Genomic DNA, 26,366 nt, shown 5'->3' on the forward strand with positions numbered 1-26,366 from the left:
GCCGACCGACACGACGCCGACCGCCTGTCGGCGTCCGTAAGTCGTGTCGTCTGGCTGACCCCCTTCAGTCCTTCGGACCACCTCCCCTTATAGGGGAGGCTTTTTTTGCGCTGCTGGCTTCTCAGGCCAAACGCGGCAGATGAGCGGAAAAAACAATGAATTGACAACGGCTCCGCCCTCAGTGTATACTTTGTATACACTTGGTGCAAACGCACTGCATCGATACAACAGCACAGGGAATCATCTTCAAAAATAAAACGCGCAGAGCGACGCGCGGGGAGGAGGAGTCGCGATGGAGGACCACATCTCTCTGAAGGGCAAGGTCGCCGTGATATCGGGTGGCGCCGGAGGCATCGGGCTGGGCACGGCGCGGGTGCTCGGACGGCACGGCGCGTCCGTGGTGCTGCTGGACCTGAAGGCGGAGGCGGGAGAGGCCGCCCGTTCCGAACTCGCCGGCATGGGCATCGACGCCATGTTCGTCCGATGCAGCGTCACGTCGGAGGCCGAGGTGGCCGCGGCCGTGGACGCCGTGGTCGATAGGTACGGTAGGATCGACATCCTGTTCAACAACGCGGGCGTCACGGTGCGCAAGACGGTGGTGGACCTGACGGAGGCGGAGTGGGACTTCGTGCTGGGAGTGGGGCTGAAGGGTACCTTTCTGCTCTCGAAGCACGTCATCCCCGTCATGGCGAAGGGTGGCGGCGGCAGCATCATCAACACCGGGTCCGGTTGGGGCCTGAAGGGCGGGGATAAGGCCGCGGCCTACTGCGCCGTGAAGGGCGGCATCGTGAACCTCACCCGGGCGATGGCCATCGACCACGGCTCGCAGAACATCCGCGTGAACTCCGTCAACCCCGGTGACACGGACACGAACATGCTGCGCGACGAAGGCCGTCAACTGGGAGAGGAGGAGGGCGCGTTCCTGAGGGATTCCGCAAAGGGCCGCCCACTGGCGCGCCTCGGCACGCCGGAGGACATCGGACGCGCCGTGCTGTTCCTGGCCAGTGACCTGTCGTCATGGGTAACGGGCGCCGCCCTCGTCGTGGACGGCGGCGGCATTGCTTAACGGACGGACCGGGGAGGTCTTATCAATGTCAAAACGCAACGTCCCCTACATACCAAACTCGGACCCCGCCATCCAGGCTGAGATGCTGAAGGCCATCGGAGTGAGGTCCATCGATGAGCTGATCGAGCAGAACATCCCGAAGGAGCTCCTGATGAAGGAGCCGCTGAAGCTCCCGGCGCCCTTCACCGCGGAGGGCGACCTGGTGCGCCACGTGTCGGCCATCCTGGACAGGAACCGCACGGCGCAGGAGCTGACGTGTTTCCTGGGCGCGGGCTGCTGGAACCGTTACGTCCCCGCGCTGGTGGACGAGGTGATCGGCCGCTCGGAGTTCCTGTCCGCCTACGCCGGCGAGCCCTACGAGGACCACGGCCGCTTTCAGGCCTGCTTCGAGTACGAGAGCATGATGGCGGAGCTCCTGGACTGCGACGTCGTCAACGTTCCAAACTACGACGGCTCCCAGGCGGCGGGTACGTCGCTCCGCATGGCGACGCGCGTGACGAAGCGCGACGAGGTGCTGGTCACGGCCGCCCTGAACCCGGACGTGCTGGAGGCTGTGAGGACCTACCTCGATCCGGACGTTGCACTGACCCTCGTGGACTACGACCGGAGGACGGGCCGGATGGACCTGTCCGACCTGAAGAAGAAGCTGAGCAGCAATGTCGCGGCCGTCCTGGTGATGAACCCGAACTTCTTCGGCATCGTCGAGGAGGAGGCGGAGGAGGTCGCTCGAATGGCCCACGGGGCGGGCGCGCTCTTCCTGGTCTACGCGGAGCCCTCGCTGCTGGGCGTGATGAAGCCCCCCTTCCAGTACGGCGCGGACATCGCCTGCGGCGATATCCAGGGCCTGGGCATCCACATGAACTACGGCGGTGGCGTGGCGGGCTACGTCGCCTCGAAGGACCGGCCTGAGATCGTTCGGGAGTACCCCTCGCGCCTGTTCGGCCTGGCCCCCACCACCCACGGGGAGTGGGGCTTCGGGGACGTCATGTGGGAGCGCACGTCCTTTGCGAACCGCGACCACGCCAAGGAGTTCGTCGGCACCCACGCCGCTCTGTGGAGCATCGCCGCGGCCGTCTACCTGGCGAGCATGGGGCCGGAGGGGATGCGCGAGCTGGGGCAGACGATCCTGCAGCGCAGCCTTCTGGCCCGCAAGCGCCTGGCCTCCGTGCCCGGCCTGACGGTCTGTCCCCTGTCCGGAACGCCCTTCGCGGAGTTCGTCGTCCGGTTTGAGGGGCGAAGCGTGGCCGAGGTGAACGAGGCGCTCCTCGCGCGCGGCATCCTGGGCGGGTACGACCTCAGCGCGAAGTTCCCGGAGCTGGGGCAGTGCGCTCTCCTCTGCGTGACGGAGCGTACGACGGAGGAGGACATCGACGGGCTGGCCGCGGCCCTGACGGAGATCCTGGGCTGAGGGGAGGCATTTTTCATGGACAAGATCGCGGACAAGAGGGATACGAGCCTGGCGAGGTTCCATCAGGCCAGCTGGAACGAGCCCATCATCTACGAGCTGAGCGTGAAGGGGCAGCGCGGCGTGCTGGTCCCGCAGGTGTCGGAGAGGGTGGCCCTGGAGGTCGGGGACGGCGTGTCGAGCCTTCCGGCCTGCATGAGGCGTGAGACGCCGCCGGACCTGCCGGAGATCGGCCAGCCTCAACTGGCGCGGCACTACAACCACCTGTCCCAGGAGAACCTGGGGGTGGACAGCAACATCGACATCGGTCAGGGCACCTGCACGATGAAGTACAGTCCAAAGGTCAACGACCGGCTGGCCTCCGGCCCCAAGGTGGTGGACATGCACCCGCTGCAGCCCGATGGGACGGCCCAGGGCATCCTGGAGATCGTCTGGCGGCTGGGGCAGCTCTTCGGCGAGATTTCGGGGCTGGAGTGCTTCAGCGTCCAGCCCGGCGGCGGCACCCACGGCATCCTGGCCCTGGCCTCCATGGTTCGAGCCTACTGGCGAAAGAGAGGGGAGGAGGGGCGGGACACCGTCATCACCACGTTCTTCTCTCATCCCTCCGACGCCGCCTGCCCCGTCGTCAAGGGGTACAAGGTCATCGTGCTGCCCCCGGACGAGGAGGGGTTGCCGGACCTGGAGGCGTTCAAGGCCGCCTTGGACGAGCACACGGCCGCCATCTTCATGACGAACCCGGAGGACACGGGCATCTTCAACCGCCGGATTCGGGAGTTCACACGGCTGGCCCACGAGGTGGGGGCCCTCTGCTGCTACGACCAGGCCAACGCCAACGGCCTCCTGGGGATCACCCGCACGGTGGAGGCGGACTTCGACATGTCCTTCTTCAACCTGCACAAGACCTTCTCCTCTCCCCACGGCTGCGGTGGCCCCGCCGTGGGCATGATCACCTGCCGGAAGGAGTTCCGCGACTGTATGCCCGTCCCGTTGGTGGAGCACAGTCCGGAGCGGGGGTACTACCTGGACTTCGACCTGCCCCACACCTGCGGAAAGGTCAAGTCCTTCTGGGGCGTGGTTCCGGTGGCGGTGCGCGCCTACGCCTGGATCATGAGCCTGGGTGCGGAGGGCCTGAAGGAGGCGTCCCGCGTCGCCATCCTGAACAACAACTACTGCATGAAGCGAATCCTCGACATCAAGGGGGCCTCCATCAGCTTCCCGGCCCACGCGCCTCGCGTGGAGCAGGTGCGCTATAGCTGGCAGAAGCTGAAGGAGGACACGGGTTTCGGCACGGCGGACGTCTCACGCCGCATCCCGGACTTCGGGACGCACTACTGGTCCAGTCACGAGCCCTGGGTCATCCCGGAGCCCTTCACCATCGAGCCCAGCGAGTCCTATTCCAGGGAGGACCTGGACACCTACTGCGACATTCTGAAGGAGATTGCAAGGGAGTGCTATGAGGAGCCGGAGGTCATCCGTGCGGCCCCGCTGAACAGCACCGTACACCACACGAGCCACGATTACTTCGACGACCCGGACCGCTGGGTCCTGTCGTGGCGGAACTACCGGCAGAAGTACACGGGCTACTTTCAGCCTCGGAAGAAATAGATGAAGATCGGCTTCCTCGTCAACCCCGTGGCCGGGATGGGGGGCACCGTGGCCCTGAAGGGGACGGACGGCGCGGAGACGCTGCGCAGGGCGCTTGCACTCGGCGCCGTTCCCCGCGCCCACCTTCGCGCGGGTTCGGCCCTCTCCGCGGCCCTTCCCGTTCCCGATGGGGTTCGTTTCCTGTCCTGCGGCGGGGAGATGGGGGAGGCGATCCTGTCGTCCTTGGGCATCCCCTGCGGCGTCGTCTACGCGCCGGAGGGGATGACGAGTGGCGAGGACACCCGACGGGCGGCCCGTGCCATGGCGGAGGCCGGGGCAGACCTCATCGTCTTCGCCGGCGGGGACGGCACGGCCCGCGACCTGTGTTCGGCGCTTGAGGGCCGCGACGTCCCCGTGATCGGCGTTCCGGCGGGGGTCAAGATCCACTCCGCCGTCTACGGCGTCACGCCCGCCCGGTCGGGGCAGCTTTTGGCGAAGTTCATGAGCGGCCAGGTGAGGGACTTCACCCGCGCCGACGTGATGGACATCGACGAGGAGGCCTTTCGTCAGGGGCATGTCAACGCCCGGCTCTACGGCTGCCTGACGGTGCCTTTGGACCGGAGCTGCCTTCAGGATCGGAAGTCGGGAGGCATGGCGCGGGACGAGTACGACCGCACGGCCATCGGCGCCTGGCTGGCGGACCAGATGAGGCCGGGGCGGCTGTACCTGGTCGGGTCCGGCACGACGACTCAGGCTGTGATGGACGCCCTGGGCCTGCCGGATACGCTCTTGGGCGTGGACGCGGTGAGGGACCGGCGCCTGGTGGGGCGTGACCTGACGGAACGCGCGATCCTTGAGATGGCGAAGCCGGAGGACACGACCCTCATCGTGACGGTCATTGGCGGGCAGGGGCACGTGTTCGGCCGGGGAAACCAACAGCTCAGTCCGGAGGTGATCCGAACCACGGGGCGCGAGAACATCGTCGTCGCTGCCACGCCGGCCAAGCTGAACGCCCTGTTTCCACGTCCTCTCCTGGTCGATACGGGCGACGCGGACCTGGATCGGGAGCTGTCGGGCTACGTTCCGGTGGTCACGGGCTGGGCCCGCCGGCAGATGTGCCGGCTGTCGCGGTGAACGGGGCCGCACTTTGCGGGTGTCGGCAAGTCGTTTATTGTGTTCATCTTGAGGTTGAAAAAATTGAGAGAATTGTGCAATAAGTTAATTCATACTGCTTAACTTTGGGAGGAAAACGCGATGGCCAATGAGGACCAAGCAGGACGAAAGGCGACGACGACAGAGCGGAGGAAACCGACGAACCTCGAGGCGTATTCAACGATTTTTTTCCTGTTGCTGACCTTTGGCCTGGGGGCGGCCTACGGCCTGAACTATGTGCCCCTGATGGTGGTTGTGGCGGCGTATGCAGCGATTATCGCCAAGCGCTGCGGGTACACGTGGCGTGAGATGGAGGCCGCGGTGGGGGAGCGCATCGGGCGCTCCGTCCCCGTGATCATGATCCTTCTAGCTATCGGGTTTATGTTGGGTGGACTTATGTTTTCGGGGACGCTGCCGATGCTGATCTACTACGGCCTGCAATTCGTCAGCCCCCGCTGGATTGCCCTGTGCGCGTTTTTGCTCTGCTGCACCTTTTCCACGGTGACGGGGACGTCAAACGGCTCCGCGTCCACGGCAGGGCTTGCGATGATGGGGCTCGCGATGGCGATGCCGAACGTCAACCTGGGCCTTGTGGCCGGTGCCTGTTATGCCGGATCCCAGTTCGGCGACAAGCTCTCCCCCCTCTCCGACACCACGGTCCTCGCCTCGCTGACGACGGACAACGACATCTTCGATCACATCGTGAACATGTCGAAGACCGTCCTGCCGGCAGCGCTGATCTCCATCGTGGTCTACATCGTGATCGGGATGAACAGCCCGACCGGGGGAACCGTCACCAGCGACGAGACCGCCCAACTCCTGTCCTCGCTCAGCTCCATGTTCAAGTTCAACGCGCTGTTGCTGCTGCCCGTCGTCTTTATCGTCTGGGGGTCCATCACGCAGAAGCCGTCCACGGTGATCCTGTTCGGCTCCGGCTTCATCGCGGTCCTGATCGGCGTCCTCTATCAGGGCTTCTCGGCCTCGGACGCGGTTAACGTCCTCTACAGCGGCTTTGATTCCAAGATGGTGCTGACGGCACACCCTGACTTCAATTTGGAAACCATGGGCAAGGCCGCGAAGACGTTGCTTGAGCGCGGCGGCATCGCGGACATGAACAAGACGTTCGTGGCGACCTGGCTCTGTTTCTACTTTGCGGCGATCGCCGAAAAGTGCGGATGCCTTGACGTGATGCTGGACAACCTCATGGGTTTTGTGCACTCCACGGGCAGCCTGATCCTGACGACGGGCATTGCCGTGGTGGTCCTGATCGCCGTGGGCGGCAGCTCCACGGTGGCCCTGTTGTTGGGGGGCAACATGTTCAAGAAGAAGTATGAGGAGATGGGGGTCAACACGCTGAACCTCTCCCGAACCCTCGAGGACTTCGGCACGGGCTGTTCCGGCTTCTTCCCCTGGACGTCGTCGGGCATCCTGTATGCGAGCGTGCTCTTCTCCTCCAGCCTGACCTTCCTTCAGTACTCTTTCTTCAGTTGGCTGGTGTGGATCTTCGCCATCGTCTACGGCTTCACGGGCATCTGCATCCAGAAGCAGCCGACGGCCAAACAGCTTGCGGCGCAGCGCGAGAGGGAAGAAAGCGCGGCGGGGGCGTAATGACCATGTATTCCGACGTTCACGTCCACACCTGCTTTTCCAGCGATTCCAACACGCCTCCGGAGGCACAGCTCGAACGCGCCATCAAGCGCGGGCTGAAACACATTTGCATTACGGACCATCAGGACTACGATTATCCCGGCTGGCACGGTAACGTCTACCTGCTCTCGGAGACGGGGGATGTCGAGGGCTACCTGAAGAAGCTCCATGAAGTGAAAGAGGCTTACAGCGATCGCATTGAAGTGTTCATCGGGATCGAGTACGGCCTAATGCCGCACCTCGCGGAGCGCATTGACATGGAGTACGCCAGGTATCCCTTCGACATGGTGATCGGCTCCACGCACTGCTTCAGCGGCCGGGATACGGAGGACCCTTCGCTCTACGAGGGGCGGTCCAAGGAGGCCGCCATCCGGGAGTACCTTGAGACGCAGTTGGAGAACCTGACGTGCATCAACGGTTACGACACCGTCGGGCACCTGGATTACGTCCTTCGGGACATCCCCGGAAAAAACGAGGGGTTCCGCTACGAAACGTATGCGGACGTCCTTGACGAAACCATGAGGACGATCATCCGGAAGGGGAAGGCCCTTGAGCTGAACACGAAGTCGTTGGTGATCGGCATGAGGGATTCCAGCCCCGGGCGGGACGTGTTCCGAAGGTACAGGGAGCTAGGCGGCGAGTTGATTACCCTGGGCTCGGACGCGCACTTCCCGGAGCGGATCGGGGCATGTTTTGACGTGGCTGGCGAAATTTTGCGGGATGCGGGCTTCAGGGAGTATTACGTTTACAGGAAACACAAGCCTGTACCCATGCCGCTTTGAGGCGAGGACAGGAGCGGGGACCGAGGCGGGGTTGCGCGCCCCGGCCCCGATTGTCGTTGAGGGCCAAAGGTTCATGTGATTTTATTGATGCAACGGAAAATGGCACGGAGGTGGAGGATATGGCGCGTTATGAGGAGCTCAAGGGGCGGCGCGTGATGGTGACGGGCGCTGCCAGCGGCATCGGGCTGGCGACGGCCTGTCGGTTTGCGAAGGAGGGCGCACGGGTCTTTATCGTGGACTACAACGCGGAGGCCTTGGAGGAGACGCGGAAAGCGCATCCGGAGTTCGCCGGCTTCTCTGCGGCCGACGTCTCGAAGGAGGAGGACGTGGCTGCGGCCTTTCGGCAGATGGACCGGGAGCTCGGCGGCATCGACGTCCTGATCTCCAACGCCGGGATCAGCGTGCGAAACGACGCCCTGGACGTCTCCTACAGCCAGTGGAACCGCACGATGGGCATCAACCTGGGAGGCATGTTCCTGTGCGCTCGGGAGGCGGGCCGTCGCATGAGGGACCAGGGCGGCGGCGTCATCCTGATGACGGCCTCCACCAACGGCACGGAGGGACACCGCTGGTACGCGGACTACAACGCCTCGAAGGCCGGCGTCATCCTGTTGACCAAGACGATGGCGCTTGAGCTGGCGCCCGTCGTGCGCGTCAACTGCGTCTGCCCTGGCTACGTCCTGACGCCCATGCAGCGCGCGGAGTACACGGACGAGATGTTGGCGAAGGTCAACGAGGGCATCCCCATGAAGCGTCATGCGGAGCCGGAGGAGATCGCCGCGCTCTACGCCTTCCTGGCGTCCGACGACGCCCGGTACATCACGGGCGCGGACGTCCGCATCGACGGCGGCGAAACCGCGGGGCTGTATTGACGCTGCGCCGCGCTTGCACTGCACCGAGTCCTGTGCGATAATTCTTGAAAAATTTTGTGCCGCAACGGAAACGGCCGTCGTCTTTCAAAAAATATGAGCCGTGAGTGTGCGTTGAACCTTGAGAACGAGCGCTCACGGCCTTGATCTATACTTAAATTTAAGGAGTGAGCTTTTAATGATCGCACTGTTGAAACTGAGCCCCATTGCTGTCCTGGCGGGAATGATGATCGGCGGCATCGACATCCTGCTCTCCGCGCCCGTCGCCTTCGTCTGTGCCGTGCTCGTCGCCATGGCGACGGAGCACTACACCTTCGGCGAGCTTCAGGACGCCGCGCTGGACAACCTGCGGCATTTCCTGATCGTGTTCCTGATCCTCCAGGCGGCCTACGCCGTGGCGGAGTGCTTCATGTCCACCGGAGTGGCGGCCGCCATCATCAACATGGCGCTCTCCATGGGGATGACGGCCAAACTCGTGGCGCCTGCCTGCCTGGTCGTGACGGCGATCCTCTCCGTGGCGACGGGCACGTCCTGGGGCACCTTCGCCGCCTGCGCGCCCATCTTCCTCTGGCTGAACCACATCGTGGGCGGCAGCACGGTGCTGGTGGTCGCGGCGGCGGTGGGCGGCAGCTGCTTTGGGGACAACATCGGCCTGATCTCCGACACGACGGTGGTCAGCTCCGGGATGCAGAACGTTTCCGTCATCGACCGCGTGCGCCATCAGGGCGTTTGGTCCGCGCTGTGCCTGGCGCTTGGGGTTGCTGCGTTCTACCTCGCCTCGGTCAGCATGGGCCTCTCGGACGTGGCGGGCAGCGCGGAGGAGGCCATCCGTCAGATTCCTGACACGGTGTGGGCCGCCCTCGAGGAGAAGCGCCCCGCGGCTGTAACGCTGCTGCACCAGGTGCAGGCCGGTGTGCCGTACTACATGGTGATCCCGCTGGTGCTGGTGCTCATCATGGCGGCGCGGGGCACCAGCACGCTGATCTGCCTGGGCACGGGCATCCTGAGCTCCCTGATCTTCGGCTTCGCTGCGGGGACGGTGACGAGCCTCTCCGCCTTTGGGGAGCGCGTCTACGCGGGCTTCTCCGACGCGGGGGGCTGGTCCATCGCCATGATGCTGTGGGTGGGGGCCTTTGGGGGCGTCATGCGCAAGATGAACGCCTTTGACCCCATCGCGGCCGCCGTGCTGAGGTGCGTGTCCAAGGTGCGGCAGCTGATGTTCGCCAACGCGGCGCTGTGTCTCCTGGGCAACGCGGCCCTGGCGGACGAGATGGCGCAGATCGTCACCCTCAGCCCCATCATCCGTAACCTGACGGAGCAGAACGTGGAGGGCGACCCGAAGGCCATGTATCGGCTGGCGCTGCGCAACGCCACCTTCGCGGACGCGATGGCCGTGCTGGGCGCGGAACTCATCCCGTGGCACGCCTACATGGCGTTCTTTGCGGGGATCACCTGGGCGGTGTATCCGCTGGCGGTGGGCACCGTTTCGCTGGGCGGCATCATCCTGCACAACTACTTCGCGTGGATTGCCGTCGGCTCCATGCTGATCCTGACCTGGACGGGGTGGGACCGATTCATCCCCCTCTTCTCCATCCCGACGGAGCCGGAGGTGCGCCTCCGCAGGGCGGCGGACCCCAAACCTGAGGAAAAAGTCGAAAAATAAACCTTAAGACCCATGCACAAAAACACCTTATCCTGTAAGATATAGCCAAGCTGATCTTCAGGTGGGGACACGTGAGGACGGCGACATCGTCGGCCAAGGCGAAGTTTTTCGATTCTGACGGCAGGAGAGGAGGTGCAGAACCCCCAAGATGCCATAAGGGACGGGAAGCCAAGGCGCTGGTTCGGCAGGGTGTTTCTCTCGACAGGGGAAGGGAATGGGAAAAGGGAACAAGGCAACTTCTCCCGGAACCCCCCGAATCGCAGGGCAGTGCCCCAGGGACGAGGACGGTGCATGTCAAAAGGTATTTTGACAACCAAATAAGGGGGTTTCACAAGATCATGAAGAAGTTTGCAGCAGCAATTGCAGTTGCGGTGCTTTTTGCTTTCGCGGCGCCCGTGTTCGCGGCCACCAACCCGTTCATGGACGTTCCGATGAACCACTGGGCTTATGACGCCATCGGTCAGCTTGCCGCTCACGGCATCCTTTCCGGCTATCCGGACGGCACCTACAAGGGCAAGCAGCCCACGACGCGTTACGAGATGGCTTCCGCTCTCGCCCGCGCGCTGGCGGTCGTCGACATGACGAAGGCCAGCAAGCAGGACGTGGAGATGCTGAAGAAGCTCGTCGTTGAGTTCAAGGATGAGTTGGAGGCTCTGGGCGTCAAGGTCGAGAACCTGGACGAGAGGGTCAGCTTGCTTGAGGATCGCCTGGGCGGATGGCATATCCACGCTCAGATGCGCCTTGACGTTAATAACTACGACGATCGCGATGCTCCTGAGTCGGAGAACAAGGTCTACTTGCAGCGTGGGCGTCTGTGGATCGAGCGGTGGTTCGGCGACGAGGAGAACCCCATGCACGCCGTGATCCGTATGGACGAGGGGAACAAAAACTGGAGCCGTTTCTATGTCGATATTCCGTTCTTCTTCGACACGACCTTCACGGCAGGTCGCTTCAACTGGGAGCTTGAGGATGAGTACTACATCGGTGGTGCGACGGCCCTCCCGGCGACGGGGACCTTTGCGGCCTACGACAGCATCCTGACGGACCGGACACTGGATGGCCTTGGCATTCAGAAGCAGTGGGGCATGGGCAAGTTCTTCGCCTACGTGGCACACCCCAGCGAGGAATACTTCGATCACAGGGATAAGGACCTGAAAGCGTTTGGGGCGTGGGAGCTTGTTGTGGCGGCTCAGCTTCAGTTCACGGAGCGCTTCGGCTTCGACTTGGGTGCTCAGGCCTTCCTTGGTGACAACGCAGAGTATGTTGATACCGCAACCAACAGCGGTTGGAGTTTCGACAACCTGTGGACGATCTATGCGGGCCTTCGCTTCAACTTCAACGACGACATCGCGCTGAAGGGCATCTTCTACCACCAGCAGCTGAACGGCGATGTCTGGGCGCAGAACGCTGCAGGCACCTACGTCTGGCAGGAGGCTGACCTCGACAGCACGAACCACTGGAAGTTGATCGTGGACGTCAAGCAGGAGGCTCTGAAGTTCACCAGCCTGTGGCTGGAGTATGGCCAGATGGACGAGGGCTTCATCGTCCCGACGGGCCTTGGTGACAATGGAGCGCTGTTCACCAGCAAATACTTTGGTGAAGTGCTTCCTGACGACCTGAAGTACTGGCGTGCGGCACTGGGCCAGACTTGGAACGACAAGTGGGCCACCCACCTGTTCTACAACGGCTACAACTTCGACGATATGGACGACCTGACGGAGTGGGGCCTGGGCGTTCAGTACACCTACAACCCCAGCGTGAAGTTTGGTCTTAACTTCGTGAAGATCGACTGGGACAGCGACAACATTAATGATGACCACGTCATTCGCTTCCGTACCCAGGTTACGTTCTAGTCACGAGAATCACGAACGGTCTTGAATTAAAAAGAGAGCGGGAGGCTTTTGCCTCCCGCTCTCTTTTTGCCTCCCTTGAAATCCGTGACAGCCCCCTGCATACGCAGACGGCCAACGTAGCGCAGTGAGATGTGCCGGTCGCTTAGGGGCTTCATTAGGGGGCGAAAAAACGCAGGCGCCCCCCACGAGGGGAGCGCCTGTCCTTTGGCCTTCGCCGGCAGCCTCACGGTTGCCCGCTCCGCAGTGCCTCAACCTCGTCAGGGGAAAGGCCGGTGAAGTCAACGACCTGCTCCAGCGGTACGCCCCTCACCAACATCCGCCGCGCCGTGGAGGCAATGCCTTCAGCCTTACCTCTGGCTTCACCTTTAGCCTCACCTTCGGCAAACCCTTCGGTTCTGCCTTCTGCCCTGGCTGCTCGACGGATCGTTTCCTCGATCGTCAGATTGTCCACCATCGCTTTGTAGCTCAAAATGTAGCGCAGACGCTCCTCGTGGTTCTGCAAAAACACCCTCTCCAGGTCAAGAGCCTCGCCGATCATCGGGTCCTGCACCATCGCCTCAGGCATCTTCTTCGCCTCCATTCCTGCAAGATACAGCAGCCAGTACTCCAGGCGGTTCCGGGGCACACCCTGACGGACGTACTTCGGCACCTCCAGGTAGACTAGCTTCAAATCCTCGCACAACTTCTCCCCCGTTTCCTCGTCGCACAGGCTGAACGCCCGGTGGAAACGATCTCCCTCGAACAAGCTGAACGCCAGAATGTGGATCGAGATCGTCTTCCTCAGGTCCAGGTAGGAATCCCCTGCCCTCATCTGAGAGGCGTGCAGGGTGCTCAGGTAATAGGCGGAGCGTTGGGGATAGTCGTTCCTGTTCCTCACCTGTACCTCGACCTCCACCTGTGTGCCGTCCGCCATGCTGGCCACGATGTCGAGGTAGACGTTTTTAAGCAGGCGACCGCCTTTCCACAAGGCGTTAGCCTTGTGGGGCGTGTCGATCCTTATGTCGATGCGCGGCACAGTTGCCGCGCAATCGACGAGCTGGAATGAGGCAGGAGGTAGGGACTATCTTCCTCAACCTGCTGTTCCGTCACGGGGCCCTTTGCCGGGTAGATGGGGTGCAGGGCCTCCCTGCCGATGCTCTCCTCGTCCATGCGCTCAACCCTCCCAAGAACGTCATTTTGTACTGCGATGATATCATAACGAAACAGCGACCGGGAGGGGTTGTCTTCACGCTCAACAGCACCCCCCTTCGGGGGGGCCTTCCGGATGCCGTTCGCCCTTGCTCACGGGCCGTCAGTCCCCCACTTTCGGGGAGCCTTCCGGCAGCCATTCGCTATCGCTCATGGGCCGTCAGTCCCAGCCCCTTCGGGGGCAGCCCCCCTTGCAAGGGGCGAAGTCAGTTTGGGTTTGGGTTCAGGGGAGGATATCCGTCAGGTCCTCGTCCGGCGGGGTGTCCGCATCCTGTTCCAGCTCGTCCGTCGAGGCCTCGTCGCCGTTCTCATCCCCGCTGGCCGCCTCCACGATCTGTTCGTCTACCGAGGCGGGTGCTGTGGCGTCCAGCGCGGGGGAATGTAACTGCGGTCCCGCTGCGTCGAAGCTGGGCTCAAGGCTGGGCCCCAGGGAGGGATTGCCCCGCAGGTCGTCGATGAAGTGCTCCAGGGACTGCCTGACCTGCTGGAAGGCTTCCATGCCCATCAGCTTCTCCGTCCATGGAAACTGCCGCAGCGTTTCCTCCGGCAGGGCCAGGAGGGCCCCGCCTGCCGCGACAACCAGGAGGAGCAGTAGCGCCAGGGTACAGCCACACCCCGCGCCCTGACGCTTCCGGGCCTGCATCGCAGACTGTGGCTCCCGGCGCGCCGGGCCCTCAAGGCGCGGAACGATGTCGAAGCCCATGTCCAGCAGAAGGTTTTCCCGTGCCGTCGCGTACTCCTCCCCGGTGATGTACTCCTCGTGCAGCAACTCCTCCAGGTCGTCCAGCCTTTGTCTGATGCCGTCCTTCATGCGTCAACCCATTCCTCGCTCTCATTAAGTCAGGAGGGGCAGGGTCGCCCACCCCTCCCTTTGTTTTATCCGGGGGTTCTCCCTGTGTTTTCGTGCGCCTTAAACCGTTTGGAGCCTCAGTTGAACAACCCCTCCAGTCCCTTCTTCAGCTCTTTGCCCAGCTCCTCTTTCAACTGGTCCTTGATCTGGTCGCCCTGGCTCTTTTGAGCCTCGTCGTCCTGCGAGGCAGGCTGCTGTCCCTGGCCCTCGTTCCCCGATGGGATGATGGCGTCCAGGACCCGATCCGTTATCCGGTCCACGGCGTCCTTGCTCTCCGGTGCCTCGGGCTGAGGCGCGGCCGTCCCTCCGCCGGGCTGAACCTGAACCGCTGGCGTGCCCTGATCCGCGCTCGTCATGACCGCCGCGCCCTGCGACTCGTCCTTCAGCGTGGAGGGGCCGATCTTGAGGTCCTTCACGGAGGGCGCATCTGCCTTGCCCTTCAGCGTCAGGGTGACGGTGCGGAAGTCCGCCCGTGCGCCGCCCTTCTGCGCCCCCTCGAGGCCCCCGCCGAGCGCCTGCTTCAGCGTGTCGGCCACGTTTGTGCCGCCCTCCAGCAGGCCGCCCAGGGCGCCCGTGCCGCCGCCCGTCAGCGCGTTGACGAGCTGGTAGTTCACCATGAGCTCAATGGGAACGTTGAGCGTCTTATCGAAGTTGATCACACCGTCGGAGGCGATCTTAGCGTAGCGGTACAGCGGGTCGCCCTTCGGGGCCGTCGCCTCTGCGCCGGCGTGAAGGATCAGCTTGCCCGTCTTGACGGTGAAGGGCGCCTTGACGCTGACGTAGCGGACGCCCTGCGTACCGTAGAGGCGCGTCACGACGTCCAGCCCGCTGAAGCCCGTGACGGCCCCCTCGCCCATGGTGAACTGACCCGTTCCGGCGTAGCTCAGGCCCTTCGCCGCGCTGCCGTTGAGCTTCAGGCTGAGTTGGCCTCTGCCCGTAACCCTGCCGCCCAGGCCGCCCGTCACGTCCTGGAGCAGCGCGTTCACGTCCAGTCCGTCGGCGGAGAGCTCGTCGCTGAACTTCAAGGACCCCGTATCGAAGGTCAGACTGTTCCTGGCGCTGCCGCCGTAGAGCCTCGCCGTGCCTCCCGACGAGGCGAAGGTGGAGCCGTTGTAAGATAGGGGCAGGTTGACCTCCGTCAGGTTCAGGCCGAAGGCCTTCAGGGCCGGAGAGGTGAGGGCCCCCTTGCCGGAGAGCCCGCCCGAACCGCCCGTCACGTTGAAGGTCAGGTTCGCCTTGCCGCTGATCTGCCCCGCGGCGTCCGGGTAGTCCTTCGTCAGGGCCGCCAGGTCCAGGGCCGTGCCTTGAATGGAGAGGTTGGCGGACAGGGGGGCGAACTGCACCGTGCCGGAGGCACTGAGGGGCGAGCCGCCCGCCTCCGCCTTGAAGGCGTTGATTCGAAGCTCCTTTTGTGTCCCCGAGGCGTCGGCCGTCAGGTTCATCAGGGTGAGCCCCTGGGCCGTGACGGAGGGCGCGCTGCCGTTGAAGCTGAAGGTCGGCGCTCCTACCGTTCCCCCGATGCCGACGTTGCCCGTCAGGACGCCCTTCAAGTCCAGCCCCGATGCCTGAGCCAGGGGCTTCAGGTCCAGTCGGTCCAGGTTGAAGGTCAGGTTCAGCTTGGAGTCGGGCGAGGAGCCTGCCGTTCCGCTGCCCGTAATGGAGCCGCCGCCGCTTCGGGCGCTGAAGCCGGCCAGGCTGATGGCGTCCCCGGCCTTGCTCACCTTCGCCGCCACGTCCGTGAGGGTCGTCCCCGATGCCTCCACGCTGTCTGCACGGGCGCTCAGCTCCAGCCGGTTCAACACTGCAACTCCGCCGTCGAGGGCCGTGGAGAGCTCCAGGCCGCGAACCGTCAGGAGGTTCATGACGGAGAGGTTGGCGCTGGAGGCGACCAGGTCCACGTGGGGAGCCGGCAGGTTCCCTGTCAGCTTGATGCCGGCGCTCACGTTCCCCTTCAGGGAGTAGGCGCGCACCTGGGGCGCCAGGACTTCCAATGCCGCTGGCGCGATGGTGAGCGTCGCGCTCATGTCGATGGAGGGCTTGGCGGCGGTCAGGGGGCCCAGCTTGCCCGATAGGGTTACGGGCATTCCGTTCAGCGTGCCGCTGCTCTTCTGGATGGAGAGCGTCCCTCCGGCGTAGGCGAAGCTCACGGAGGGCTTGTCCAGTGCGTACTGCTGGCCAGAAAGCTTCGCGGAAACCGCAGGGCTCTCGATCGTGCCGCTGATGGAGGGGTTGGAGGTACCGCCGCGGATGGCGAGCCGCGTCGTAACCTGCCCTGCCAGGTCGTACTGCGACGCGCCGGGGATCAGTGAGGCGACGCGGGTCAGGTCCAGCCCCTGAAGCGTGGCCTTGAGGTCCATCTTGGGGCCGGTCAGGAGCGAGGCGACCTTGCCGTTCAGGAAGCCCTTCGCTCCCTCGAAGTTGAACTTGCCGTCCAGGGTGGCGCTGTCGCTGTTGGCAAGCTTCAACTGAGCCCTGACGTCCGTTGCCGTCCGGCCCTGCCAGCTCACCTTGGGGGCCGTCAGGTTCACGGCGCCGCTCAGGGCCTTCACGGGGCCCTGGATGTTGGCGCTGAAGGAGGAAACGCGCCCGCCCAGCCCCGCGAGGGTTGGGAAGGTCTTCTCCAGCCCCTCCAGCGCGGCGTCCGTCCCCTCCAGCTTGATCGTGACGGAGGGTGCTTTCCCCTCCTCGACGTTGACGGCCGCGGTCCCCGTGATGGGGACGTTCAGGGCCGAGGCGTCGATGTTGCTGATGGAGATGTGTCCTCCGCTGTAGTCCACGTTGGCCGCCACCCGCTCCACGGGGTAGCCTCCCAGCCGGGTGCCTCGATAGTTCACGGTGCTCGTGATCTTGAGCGCCGCCGTCGTGCCGCTGGCCTCGACGCTGAGGTTCGCCGTTCCGCTGTAATCGTTCGAGTCCAGCGCGGGCAGGATCGCCATGAGTTCTTGAAGGTCCAGCTCCTGCACGGCGCCCTGTAGGTCGAGTGTCGTGACCGTGTTCTGCTCCGAGAGGGGATGGATGCCGCCGGTCACGCTGATCTTTCCCTGGCCGAAGCTCACGTCGGAGCGGTTGATGCCGATCGTCGTGCCGCCGGACACGTCCAGGTTCGCATCCCCCCGCACCGGGACGCCGTTAACCGTGCCGTCCGCATCGACGTCCAGGTTCCTGCCACGGACGTTCGCCCCGACCTCCTTCACCTGGACGACGCCCCACTTCGACGTGAAGCGGCTGTCCGTCAGGCTGATGCGGTCCAGGGGAAGCTCGCCGCCGCCGTTCCCGCCTTCGGGAAGCTTCAGCTTCTGGACCTCGTCGATAAACTGGTCGAGGTCCATGTCCACCCCACCGACCGACAGGTTTGCCAGCCGCAGAGAGCCCCTCAGGAGCGCCGAGAAGTTCAGGCTGGCGGAGAGGGATCGCGCGGAGAGAAGGCGGTCCCCACTTTCGGTGGCAACGGAGAAGTCCGAGATTCGATAGCCCTTGAGGGGGTTTCCGCTGACGCCCTCGGCCGTCAGCTCCAGCTGGGCCTGCTTCTTCAACTGTTCCTTTGCGATGCCGAGGATCAGGTCGCCCCCGATGTCGACGAAGGACAGGATGCCTCCGATGACGGCGAGCAGGGCGACGAGGCCAAGGAGAAATTTGACGGCGCCGTGCCCTCCTCCCCTCGCAGCCTTCCGACCGGGCCTTGCGCGTGCTCCGTCTTCCATTGAAACGCACTCCCCTTCGTGAAATAATAATAGTTCGTACCGCGCCATGAACGCGGCGTTTCGTTGCTTAACCGTTTAATAATAGGACGAAACGTCCTAAATGCCATCCGTGAAAAACATCAGGCGAGAGTGTCAAGGCCGCCGGGCGGCCCTTCAAGGGTGAACAGGTCCGTTTTGGTGCAGGTTCGGCAGGCGTTTCCACGTTAAAAGAGGTCTGCCCCTTGATCGGCATCAACGCTAACTGCATAAGCAATTATCTTGTTGCCTTCATGTTATTATATACAGGTAAGACGGTGAACGCTCCTGAGATACTTTCTGAGAAAATGCGGTGCTGGATGCTGCTGACTTTTGAGGAGGGGGATTTTAGGATGGCTTCGATCGGTGCCAACATCAAGGCGCGCCGCCGGGCGCTGGGCATGAACCAGGAGGAGCTGGCCAGGAAGCTTGGCGTGACGCAGGCGAACATCAGCCGCATCGAGTCGAGCGTCAAGGGGCTCAGCTCGGACATGCTGCTGCCCATCGCCTCGGCGCTCTCCTGCGACGTGCGGGAGCTCCTGGGTCTGAAGTGCGACGACAAGACGGAGCTGTCGGCGCTGGGCGAGGACGCCCGCACCTTCGTGACCCGAACGCTCGAGAACGACCCGCAGCTGGCCCTGTACCTTCGCAGCTTCGTGAAGGACCAGGACTCCTTCACGGAGGAGGACTGGAAGTTTCTGGCCTCGAGCCTGAGGCTGGCCCTGGGCTACGCCGTGGACGCCATCAAGACGCGCCGCGTCCGGGAGGGGTTTTGAGGGCAATGTTTTGGGACGGGCTCCTGGGCCCTGCGAGGGAGGCTGCGGCCTCCCTCCTGCGATCGACGATGCCTCGGATGTCCGCGCCTCCGGTGAGCTTGAGCGTCATCTGCGACTACCTGGACATCCAGGTTTACGCTCAGCCCTGCGACGCCTTCGGGGCGCTTTTGGCGGAGGTGCGGGGACGGCGGATCCTGATGGTCAACACCGCGATCCCCCTCGTCCGGGCGCGCTTCTCCATCGCCCACGAGCTGGGACACGCCCTCCTGGGGCACCGCTCCGCCCTGGAGCGGCCCTCCCTGTCGGACGAACGGCAGGAGCGCCAGGCCGACCTCTTCGCGGCGGAGCTCCTGATGCCCCTTGCGATGGTCGCCGCCGAGGCTGGAGCCGGCCCGGAGGCTCTCGCCCGGCGCTATCGGGTGTCCCGCCAGGCCATGACGCTGCGGCTTCGCTCCATCTCTGCCCTCGTGAAGGCCGAGCGCCCCGATCCGGTCCCGGAACTCTCTCATGGCGGCACGTTTTGCCCGTCGGCCTGAACGAGGCCTGTCCGTTTTTACGGTTTAGTGCGATAATAAACAACTTACCATATCTATCTTTGGAGGCAGCCCGCGAGGTTGGGCGCCTCCGCCGAGGAGGTCCGTTTGGATGTTTCTGGTGACGACAGCGGCGGTTTTCGGCGCGCTTGCGCTGGTGCTCCTTTGGAGGCGGCCCGCGCACGCCTGTATGACGGTTTTGGTGGGGCGCAGGGCCTCCGAGAACGGCGTGGTCCTGGTGGGGCACAACGAGGACAGCCGCGGACGCTACGTGATGCTGACCCACATGACGGACCCCGTCATCCGGACCGTCCCGGAGACCGTCCGCTTTGAGCCGTGCTGCGCGGAACTGCCCCTGCCGGAGGCGAGTGCGGGCCTCCTGTGGTCCGAGGCGCGCCGGGGAGGAAAGGGTGGGGGCGAGTCCTACTGCGACCTGTTCATCAACCGGAACGGCGTCGTCGTTTGCAGCGACAACTGCTCGGACTCCCGCGAGGACGCCCCGGACCTGACGGACGGCGGCATCGGCTACGGCCTGCGCCGCCTCGTGGCCGAGGGGGCCAGGAGCGCCGCTCACGCCGTGGAGATCGCCGCGGACCTCATTCAGCGCTACGGCTATGCGGACAGCGGGCGGTCCTACCACTTCGCGGACAGCGAGGAGTGCTGGGTGGTGCAGGTGATGAAGGGCAAGCACTTCGCCGTCAAGCGGGTGCCGGACGACGAGGTCTTCATCATCCCGAACCACTACACGATCCACGAGCCGGACCCGGACACGCCGGGCCTTCAGGCCCTCGTGGGCTACGCGACGAAGCGCGGGTGGTACAGCCCCGCGGACGGTCCCTTCGACTTCGCCAAGGCCTGTCAGGCCCCGGCGTCGCGGGGGGCGATCTACAACATGCACCGGCACGTGCGAGGGCTTGAGATCCTGCTGGAGCGTGACCTGAGCGGCCTCCTCGACCGGCCGGAGGACCTACCCTTCTCCGTAAAGCCGGCGCGCCCGGTGGGGATCGGCACGCTGAAGAATATCCTGCGGACGCACTTCGAGGGCACGGCGTCCGACATCTCGGAGGGGGGCTCCCACCACTTCATGAGCACCCGCCCGATCTGTGCCGTCACGACCCTTGAGAGCAACATCGTGGAGGTGCGCCACGCTCCGGAGCGCATCCTCGCGCGGCGCGCTCTGGGCCGGCCCTGCCTCTCCCCCTACATGCCCTGGTACCTTGGCATCGCCGAGGTCCCGGAGGGGTACGGCTATGCGGCGGGGGCGAAGGAGGCCCTCGCGACGCACTTCTCCGTGCCCGCAACCGACCTGGACTGGCGGGAGGACAGCGCCTGGTTCCGGACCACGGCGGTTCAGGCGGCTGCGGAGCTCCTGGGCGGGGCCGCGGAGGAGGCCGTGCGCTCCAGGGTCTGCCTGATGGAGGATCACATGGAGGACGAGCTCCGCATGATGGACGCCCAGATCGAGATGCACATGCACTCGGACCCCAACGTCGCCAGGGCTATGATGGAGGGACTGGTCCGCGCCTGGGGCGTGACGGTTCGGGAGGGGATGCACGCGCTCTTCAGCGACCTGAAGGTCCTGGTGGGGACGCCCGACGGGGAGCTGGATGCGTCGCAGGCGGGCGCCCGCTTCTCCGTGCGCTGGGACGCGCAGGGACTGACCCCCGCTGCCCTGGACCCGGAGCGATGCCTCGCTGGGCCGCACTACCTGCCGCAGGAGAAGTGGTCCGTCGGGTCCGCGCTGGAGGTTGCGCCGGACGGCGCTTCCTTCAAGCTGACCTTCGGCGGCGGCGCGTGGATGGAGGACGCAGACCCCTGCCTTACGGACCTCGCCGTCCTGCTGACGGCACGGGATGGAACGCGCCGGGCGGCCTGCGTGCGGCTGAGGGTGCGCCGGGACATCCCCCTGAAGGGGTAGGCTCATGGCCTCTCTCGTGGAGGAGCTGGGGCTGGGCGTTGGCGCGCTGTCCAGGGGGCCGAGGAACGCCCTGACGGACGTGCCGGGCGTGCGCGTCGGCCACGCCACGGTGGACGACGGTGGCGTCCAGACGGGCGTCACGGCCGTGATTCCGGCGCCCGGAAGCCTGTTTCGCCAAAAGGTCCCAGCGGGGTGTGCCGTGTTCAACGGCTTCGGCAAGAGCATGGGGCTCCTGCAGATTCAGGAGAAGGGGACCATTGAGACGCCCGTCGTCCTGACGGGGGTCTCGAGCGCCGGGGCGCTGTACGAGGCGCTGTTCCGCCGCTCCATGGACGAGCACCCTGAGATCTGCACGACGGCGGGCAGCGTGAACCCCGTGGTGTGCGAGTGCAACGACAGCTACCTGAACGACGCACGGGCCGCGCGCCTGGGCCGTCCCCAGTTGGACGCGGCGCTGGCGGCGGCCGCGGAGGACTTTCAGCAGGGCGCGGTGGGCGCGGGGCGGGGAATGACCTGCTTTGGGCTGAAGGGCGGCATCGGCAGCGCCTCGCGGCTGGCGGCGGCAGGGAAGGAAACGTACACCGTCGGCGTCCTGGTCAATGCGAACTTCGGCGTCATGACGAACCTCGTTCTGGCGGGGCGTCCTGTCGGGGCGGCACTTTCGGCCCTCCTGGAGGCACGCCGGACCGAGGAGGAGCGGGAGTCCGGCTCCATCATCCTGGTGCTGGGCACGGACGCGCCCCTCACGGCGCGGCAGTTGACGCGGATGGCGCGCCGGTGCTTCGTGGGCGTAGGCCGGACGGGCTCCTTCGTGGGGGACGGCAGCGGCGACGTTGCCGTGGCCTTTTCGAACGCCTTCCGCATCCCCCACGAGGTGTCGGAGGACCCCGTCCTCCGCGTTCCCTCCCTTCACGAGAACTGCATTGACCCCCTGTTTCAGGCCGCTGCCGAGGCTGCGGAGGAGGCCATCCTGAGCGCGCTCCTGTGGGCGGAACCCGTTCGGGGGCGCGGGGGGCACGTCCGCCATGCCCTGCGGGACTTCCTGCCGGAGCTTGACGCCGCCGGTCTGCTGTCCACGACGCGCTGAGCGATGGCTGGACGACGGCGAAGCGCTTCGTTTTGGAGCGGTCCCCGCCGCCTTCGGAGGGGAGCGAACCGCGTCATGGAGCGGATGCTGAAGCGCCTCGTCCTCGCCTTTCTGGCCCTTCTGGCCGGGTGGCTGGGACTTGAACACTGGCAAGGGCAGACGGGGGACGTCCTCTCCGCTCCGGTGGTGCGCGTCGTGGATGGGGATACGATCGTCGTGAGCGTGGAGGGCTCGAACCGGAAGGTGCGGCTCATCGGGGTGGACACCCCGGAGACCGTGAAGCCCAACACACCGGTGCAGTACTACGGAAAGGCGGCCAGCGACTTCACGAAGCGGGAGCTGACGGGGCGGCGCGTCTGGCTGGAGTACGACGCCGAGCCGACGGACCGCTACGGACGCCACCTGGCCTACGTGTGGCTGACGTCCCCGCCCGAAAGCGCGGACGAGGCGTCGGTGCGGCGGGGCATGTTCAACGCGCGGCTCCTGACGGGAGGCTATGCGCGGGTGCTGTCCATCAAGCCGAACACCCGCTACAGGGAACTCTTCGCCCGACTGGAGGAGGAGGCCCGCCGTTCGAAGATCGGGCTGTGGGGCAGGAAGGCCGGCCGGTAGGACGGCACAGGACGCGATCGCGTCATTGACATTATCCTTCGTCTGGCTCATAATCAGACGCGAGGGATCTTAATGCGGGGAAGGCCCGACGCGGCCTTCCCCTTTTTTGCCTATGGGGGTATGCAGGTTTCAATGAACGAAGTGCAGGGAATGAACGAAGTGAGTAAAACGAGTGAAGTGAATGAAGTGAGTGAAGTGAGTGAAGTGAAGGGCGAGAACGAGGCCGGGGAGGGGGGGACGCCCTTCGGCGCGCCCTCAAACCTGGACCTGAGCGAGATATCGAGGGACGAGTACCGCGAGCTTGAGAGCTACGGGCGGGAGCCCGTCGACGAGGGGTTTGACGTCTACGGCCTTCGGGACGAGCTCCTGCGCGCGCTGGAGGAGAAGGGCTTCGAGCACCCGACGCCCGTGCAGCGGCGCGTGCTGGGCGCGGAGTGGCAGGGACGGGATCTGATCGTCCGGGCGCGGACGGGCAGCGGCAAGACGCTGGCCTTTCTCCTGCCCCTGCTCCAGGAGGTTTCGGTGGGGGAGAGGCAGCCCCGAATTCTGGTGCTGTCCCCGACCCGCGAGCTGGCGCAGCAGACGGCCAAGGAGGCGGAGTGGCTGACGCGCCACCTGAGGTTGGGCGTCGTGGCGCTGGTGGGCGGCATGGAGATGGGCCCCCAGCTGCGCGCCCTGCGCGGGGGCGCGGCCGTCGTCGTGGGGACCCCCGGTCGGGTGCGGGACCACATCGAACGCGGAACCCTGCTGACGGAGGGCATCCAGCACGTGGTCCTGGACGAGGGGGACCTGATGCTGGACATGGGCTTCCGCGACGAGCTGGAGGCCATCCTGGGGGCCATGCCGGAGGAGCGCCGGACGTGGCTCTTCTCCGCCACGATGCCGGACGAGATGCGGGAGCTGGCGGACCGCTACCTGAAGGCCCCCTTGATCCTCTCCCTCGTGGAGGAGGGGGCGCAGCACGCGGACATCCTGCATCGGGTCTACATGATCCCCTCCCGCCGCCGCTTTGAGGGGCTGGTGAACATCCTGCTGTGGGAGCACCCGAGGCGCTGCCTCGTGTTCTGTCACACGAAGATGGAGTCCATCGAAATCGCCCAGAAGCTGCAGGACGAGGGATTCACCGCGGCGGCCCTGCAGGGCGACATGACGCAGAACGAGCGCATGGCGGTGCTCGCCTCCTTCAAGTCCGGCTCCATCCCCTGTCTGGTGGCGACCAACGTGGCTGCGCGGGGGCTGGACGTGGAGGGCGTGACGCACGTCATCCAGCTTGGACTGCCGGACGACCAGGAGACCTTCGTCCACCGCAGCGGCCGCACGGGAAGGGCGGGCAACGAGGGCACGAACCTGATCCTGCTCTCGCCGCCCGAGGCGGGGCGCTTCCGCGACATGCTGCGCTCCACCCGGATGAAGGTGGAGTGGGAGGACATCCCGGACCTGGACCGCATCCACGCGACGCAGCGCGAGGTGATGGAGCGCGAGCTGCTCTCCGCGCCCCTCGACGGGGACTACGAGGAGTGCCTGAGCTGGGCGGAGGACCTCCTGTCGCGCGCGGAGCCGAGGGTGCTGACCGCGAAGCTCCTGGCCTTCCTCTCCTCCCGCACGGCCAAGGGGTACAGCCTCAGCGCGGAGCTGGATCGAGAGCGGGAGCGCCGTCGGGGAGGACGCTCGGCGGTTCGGACGCGGGAGAGTGCGGCGCCGGGCCGCAGGCAGCGCGGCGTCATGACACGGATGCGCAGCAGCCGCGGGCCGGTGACGGACGTGGGCCGCATCCTGAACGCGCTCTGCACGGCGCTGAAGGTGGAGCGCTGCGAGGTGGGCGCCATCCGCCTGAAGGACGATCACATCCTGGTGGAGCTTCAGCCGCTGGCCATGTCTCGCCTGGAGCAGGGACGGGCGGGGCTGGCGCGCTGGGGGCTCTTCCCGGAGGACGAGGCTCCCAGTCGCGGGCGGCGCAGCCTCCGCGGCGAGGTCCGCAGCCGGCGCGGAGGCGTGAGAACGGGGCTTCGCAGGAGCCGGGAGGAGTATTAGGGAGGGGACGAGTGGGGCGCGGACTTCGGCTGCACCCCATTCCTTTAGCGAGGCGGCGCTACAGCGCCGCCTCGTGCTTTTGGAGGTCGATGACGACGACCGCGGAGGTGACGGCGCGGCCCTCTCCATCGTAGGGCTTTGCGTAGCCCTTCTCCTCGATCTGCCGCTGCCCTTCGACACGCAGTCCGTCGATCTCTCCCGCGCTCCGGGCCAGCTTGAACTCCAGCACGACGACGCGGTGGGGAAAGAGGACCAGGACATCGCTTCGCCCTCGATTGGTCGGGACCTCCCCGTGGGCCGTGATGCCCGCCCCCCGCAGGAGCATCAGGAACAGGGAGCGGTACAGGGACTCGTCCCGCCGCGTGAAGTCCTGGTAGGGGATGCCGGCCAGCGCGGTGTTGTACAGCTTGACCGCTCCCTCGATATCCCCGTCCTTCAGCGCACGCCAGAGATTGGAGCCAAGAGCCGTGAAGTCCTCCACGCGATAGACGTTATCCAGGTACAGGCGCGAGATCGAGTTCAGTACCTCGCGGTTGGGATAGTCCAGCGTCAGCTCCTGCTCCTCCGCGGATTCGATGGTCAGGTAGCCCGCCTGGTAGAGGAAGCTCTCCGGCCTGGCCCGCTCGATCTCCTGGCTGTCCGCGAAGTCGGCGGAAACGCTTTTGTGCCGATAGACCTCCGGGTCGTCGATCCCGTGGCTGCGCAGATAGGAGAGGATGAACGTAGGGGAGCCCGAGTGATACCAGTAGTTTTTGAACTCCCTGTCGGCCAGGAAGTTGAGGATGGAGAAGGGGTTGTAGAGGCGGGTTGTGCCGTCGAAGCAGAAGCCGTCGTAGTAGTCCTTCATCCGCGTCAGGAGCTCCTGGCGGGAGAGGCGCATCTTGCCGGCCGCGTCGTCGATCCAGCCCACGAAGTCCCGCTCAAGCTCCTCCTGCGTGTAGCCCACGACGTCGCCAAACTCCTCCACCATGGAGATGTCCCGCAGGTTGTTCATGGCGGAGAAGACGCCGGTCCTGGTAAACCTGGAGATGCCGGTCAGCATGACGAAGCGGAGGTACTCGTCGTAGTCCTTCAGGTTAAGGTAGAGGGTCCGAAGATAACTCCTGAACGTTGCAGCCAAGTTCACGTTTCCGATGTTGTCCAGGATGGGTTTGTCGTACTCGTCGATGAGGACGACGATCGGCCCTCCGCGCTCAAAAAGTCCCTCAATGGTGTCTTTGAGGGCCCCCAGCGCGCCTTCGGTGTCCTTGCGGGGCATGGGCAGCTCGTACCTGCGGCCGAAGACCATCAGGTCGTTGTACAGGCTGACGTCGAAACGTTGAACGTCATCCGTAGGCCGTCCCTTTGCCATGCTGAGGCTCAGCACCGGCGTGGGGTGCCTAGCCTGTTCCGTGGCCCACGCCTCGGCGGCGAGGCCACGGAACAGTTCTAACTTGCCACTGAATAGGGCTTCGAGCGTCGAGAGGGTCAGGGACTTGCCGAACCGGCGCGGCCGGGAGAGGAAAACCCGATCCGAGTTGATCAACTGCAGCAGTCGAGCCGTCTTGTCCACGTAGAGGTGCCCCCGCGTCCGCAGCCGCTCAAAGCTCTGAATTCCGATGGGAAGCGTTTTTAAATTTTCGTTCATCGCTCCG

At 64.9% G+C, this 26,366-nt stretch carries 20 protein-coding genes; 15 read left to right on the forward strand and 5 right to left on the reverse strand.

The window, feature by feature from the left end:
* The first annotated feature begins 292 nt into the window (after positions 1–292).
* The 9 genes from Q0629_RS00800 to Q0629_RS00840 all read left to right on the forward strand — a co-directional run bounded on the left by Q0629_RS00800 (position 293) and on the right by Q0629_RS00840 (position 12,021).
* Entirely contained in the window at positions 293–1,066 is a 774-nt protein-coding gene (locus Q0629_RS00800) for a glucose 1-dehydrogenase (protein WP_298777704.1), read from the forward strand.
* Between the two features lie 25 nt (positions 1,067–1,091).
* A complete protein-coding gene (gcvPA, locus tag Q0629_RS00805; RefSeq protein ID WP_298777708.1) occupies positions 1,092–2,474 on the forward strand; it encodes an aminomethyl-transferring glycine dehydrogenase subunit GcvPA in 1,383 nt (460 codons plus the stop codon).
* Positions 2,475–2,489: 15 nt separating this feature from the next.
* The gene (gene gcvPB, locus Q0629_RS00810; RefSeq protein WP_298777710.1) at positions 2,490–4,076 is read left to right on the forward strand and encodes an aminomethyl-transferring glycine dehydrogenase subunit GcvPB; all 1,587 of its coding nucleotides are present in this window, start codon (positions 2,490–2,492) and stop codon (positions 4,074–4,076) included.
* Positions 4,077–5,189 (forward strand): ATP-NAD kinase family protein, encoded by a 1,113-nt coding sequence (locus Q0629_RS00815; protein WP_298777712.1) that lies wholly within the window; start codon positions 4,077–4,079, stop codon positions 5,187–5,189.
* 120 nt (positions 5,190–5,309) lie between these two features.
* Positions 5,310–6,815, forward strand: coding sequence for a Na+/H+ antiporter NhaC family protein (locus tag Q0629_RS00820; RefSeq protein WP_298777715.1), 1,506 nt, complete (start codon positions 5,310–5,312; stop codon positions 6,813–6,815).
* Positions 6,815–7,636, forward strand: coding sequence for a histidinol-phosphatase HisJ family protein (locus Q0629_RS00825; RefSeq protein WP_298777717.1), 822 nt, complete (start codon positions 6,815–6,817; stop codon positions 7,634–7,636). Before Q0629_RS00820 ends, Q0629_RS00825 begins: the two co-directional genes overlap by 1 nt.
* Before the next feature lie 119 nt (positions 7,637–7,755).
* Entirely contained in the window at positions 7,756–8,508 is a 753-nt protein-coding gene (locus tag Q0629_RS00830; protein ID WP_298777719.1) for an SDR family oxidoreductase, read from the forward strand.
* A gap of 175 nt (positions 8,509–8,683) precedes the next feature.
* Positions 8,684–10,168 (forward strand): Na+/H+ antiporter NhaC family protein, encoded by a 1,485-nt coding sequence (locus Q0629_RS00835; protein WP_298777721.1) that lies wholly within the window; start codon positions 8,684–8,686, stop codon positions 10,166–10,168.
* Between the two features lie 338 nt (positions 10,169–10,506).
* Positions 10,507–12,021 carry an S-layer homology domain-containing protein gene (locus Q0629_RS00840; RefSeq protein ID WP_298777723.1) on the forward strand — a complete coding sequence of 505 codons (1,515 nt, stop codon included), beginning with the start codon at positions 10,507–10,509 and terminating at the stop codon, positions 12,019–12,021.
* 223 nt (positions 12,022–12,244) lie between these two features.
* On the opposite strand, the gene Q0629_RS00845 is transcribed toward Q0629_RS00840, so the two are convergent.
* The 4 genes from Q0629_RS00845 to Q0629_RS00860 all read right to left on the reverse strand — a co-directional run bounded on the left by Q0629_RS00845 (position 12,245) and on the right by Q0629_RS00860 (position 17,760).
* Positions 12,245–12,988 (reverse strand): Rpn family recombination-promoting nuclease/putative transposase, encoded by a 744-nt coding sequence (locus Q0629_RS00845; RefSeq protein WP_298777725.1) that lies wholly within the window; start codon positions 12,986–12,988, stop codon positions 12,245–12,247.
* 29 nt (positions 12,989–13,017) lie between these two features.
* Positions 13,018–13,170, reverse strand: a complete 153-nt coding sequence (locus tag Q0629_RS00850) for a hypothetical protein (RefSeq protein WP_298777733.1) — start codon at positions 13,168–13,170, stop codon at positions 13,018–13,020.
* 262 nt (positions 13,171–13,432) lie between these two features.
* Positions 13,433–14,020, reverse strand: a complete 588-nt coding sequence (locus Q0629_RS00855) for a hypothetical protein (RefSeq protein WP_298777735.1) — start codon at positions 14,018–14,020, stop codon at positions 13,433–13,435.
* A 116-nt stretch (positions 14,021–14,136) separates the two neighbouring features.
* Positions 14,137–17,760, reverse strand: coding sequence for a hypothetical protein (locus Q0629_RS00860; protein ID WP_298777737.1), 3,624 nt, complete (start codon positions 17,758–17,760; stop codon positions 14,137–14,139).
* A gap of 368 nt (positions 17,761–18,128) precedes the next feature.
* Between Q0629_RS00860 and Q0629_RS00865 the strand changes: the two genes are divergently transcribed.
* The 6 genes from Q0629_RS00865 (at position 18,129) to Q0629_RS00890 (ending at position 24,732) form a co-directional block, all read left to right on the forward strand.
* Positions 18,129–18,551 (forward strand): helix-turn-helix transcriptional regulator, encoded by a 423-nt coding sequence (locus Q0629_RS00865; RefSeq protein WP_298777741.1) that lies wholly within the window; start codon positions 18,129–18,131, stop codon positions 18,549–18,551.
* A 68-nt stretch (positions 18,552–18,619) separates the two neighbouring features.
* Positions 18,620–19,087 (forward strand): ImmA/IrrE family metallo-endopeptidase, encoded by a 468-nt coding sequence (locus Q0629_RS00870; RefSeq protein WP_298777744.1) that lies wholly within the window; start codon positions 18,620–18,622, stop codon positions 19,085–19,087.
* A gap of 109 nt (positions 19,088–19,196) precedes the next feature.
* The gene (locus Q0629_RS00875; RefSeq protein ID WP_298777746.1) at positions 19,197–21,002 is read left to right on the forward strand and encodes a C69 family dipeptidase; all 1,806 of its coding nucleotides are present in this window, start codon (positions 19,197–19,199) and stop codon (positions 21,000–21,002) included.
* A gap of 4 nt (positions 21,003–21,006) precedes the next feature.
* A complete protein-coding gene (locus Q0629_RS00880) occupies positions 21,007–22,089 on the forward strand; it encodes a P1 family peptidase (RefSeq protein ID WP_298777750.1) in 1,083 nt (360 codons plus the stop codon).
* Between the two features lie 75 nt (positions 22,090–22,164).
* Entirely contained in the window at positions 22,165–22,701 is a 537-nt protein-coding gene (locus tag Q0629_RS00885) for a thermonuclease family protein (protein WP_298777754.1), read from the forward strand.
* A gap of 195 nt (positions 22,702–22,896) precedes the next feature.
* Complete coding sequence (locus Q0629_RS00890; protein WP_298777757.1) at positions 22,897–24,732, forward strand: DEAD/DEAH box helicase; 1,836 nt, start codon at positions 22,897–22,899, stop codon at positions 24,730–24,732.
* Between the two features lie 58 nt (positions 24,733–24,790).
* Here the strand turns inward: Q0629_RS00890 and Q0629_RS00895 are convergent, their stop codons facing one another.
* Positions 24,791–26,359, reverse strand: a complete 1,569-nt coding sequence (locus Q0629_RS00895; RefSeq protein WP_298777760.1) for an AAA family ATPase — start codon at positions 26,357–26,359, stop codon at positions 24,791–24,793.
* Positions 26,360–26,366: the final 7 nt, after the last annotated feature.

Source organism: uncultured Fretibacterium sp. (assembly GCF_938030725.1).
Taxonomy (GTDB): Bacteria; Synergistota; Synergistia; order Synergistales; family Aminobacteriaceae; genus Fretibacterium.

Coding starts and splice junctions, on each gene's coding strand:
- Q0629_RS00800 (WP_298777704.1), top strand. CDS start 293: ATGGAGGACCACATCTCTCTGAAGGGCAAGGTCGCCGTGATATCGGGT.
- gcvPA (WP_298777708.1), top strand. CDS start 1,092: ATGTCAAAACGCAACGTCCCCTACATACCAAACTCGGACCCCGCCATC.
- gcvPB (WP_298777710.1), top strand. CDS start 2,490: ATGGACAAGATCGCGGACAAGAGGGATACGAGCCTGGCGAGGTTCCAT.
- Q0629_RS00815 (WP_298777712.1), top strand. CDS start 4,077: ATGAAGATCGGCTTCCTCGTCAACCCCGTGGCCGGGATGGGGGGCACC.
- Q0629_RS00820 (WP_298777715.1), top strand. CDS start 5,310: ATGGCCAATGAGGACCAAGCAGGACGAAAGGCGACGACGACAGAGCGG.
- Q0629_RS00825 (WP_298777717.1), top strand. CDS start 6,815: ATGACCATGTATTCCGACGTTCACGTCCACACCTGCTTTTCCAGCGAT.
- Q0629_RS00830 (WP_298777719.1), top strand. CDS start 7,756: ATGGCGCGTTATGAGGAGCTCAAGGGGCGGCGCGTGATGGTGACGGGC.
- Q0629_RS00835 (WP_298777721.1), top strand. CDS start 8,684: ATGATCGCACTGTTGAAACTGAGCCCCATTGCTGTCCTGGCGGGAATG.
- Q0629_RS00840 (WP_298777723.1), top strand. CDS start 10,507: ATGAAGAAGTTTGCAGCAGCAATTGCAGTTGCGGTGCTTTTTGCTTTC.
- Q0629_RS00850 (WP_298777733.1), bottom strand. CDS start 13,170: ATGGACGAGGAGAGCATCGGCAGGGAGGCCCTGCACCCCATCTACCCG.
- Q0629_RS00855 (WP_298777735.1), bottom strand. CDS start 14,020: ATGAAGGACGGCATCAGACAAAGGCTGGACGACCTGGAGGAGTTGCTG.
- Q0629_RS00860 (WP_298777737.1), bottom strand. CDS start 17,760: ATGGAAGACGGAGCACGCGCAAGGCCCGGTCGGAAGGCTGCGAGGGGA.
- Q0629_RS00865 (WP_298777741.1), top strand. CDS start 18,129: ATGGCTTCGATCGGTGCCAACATCAAGGCGCGCCGCCGGGCGCTGGGC.
- Q0629_RS00870 (WP_298777744.1), top strand. CDS start 18,620: ATGCCTCGGATGTCCGCGCCTCCGGTGAGCTTGAGCGTCATCTGCGAC.
- Q0629_RS00875 (WP_298777746.1), top strand. CDS start 19,197: ATGTTTCTGGTGACGACAGCGGCGGTTTTCGGCGCGCTTGCGCTGGTG.
- Q0629_RS00880 (WP_298777750.1), top strand. CDS start 21,007: ATGGCCTCTCTCGTGGAGGAGCTGGGGCTGGGCGTTGGCGCGCTGTCC.
- Q0629_RS00885 (WP_298777754.1), top strand. CDS start 22,165: ATGGAGCGGATGCTGAAGCGCCTCGTCCTCGCCTTTCTGGCCCTTCTG.
- Q0629_RS00895 (WP_298777760.1), bottom strand. CDS start 26,359: ATGAACGAAAATTTAAAAACGCTTCCCATCGGAATTCAGAGCTTTGAG.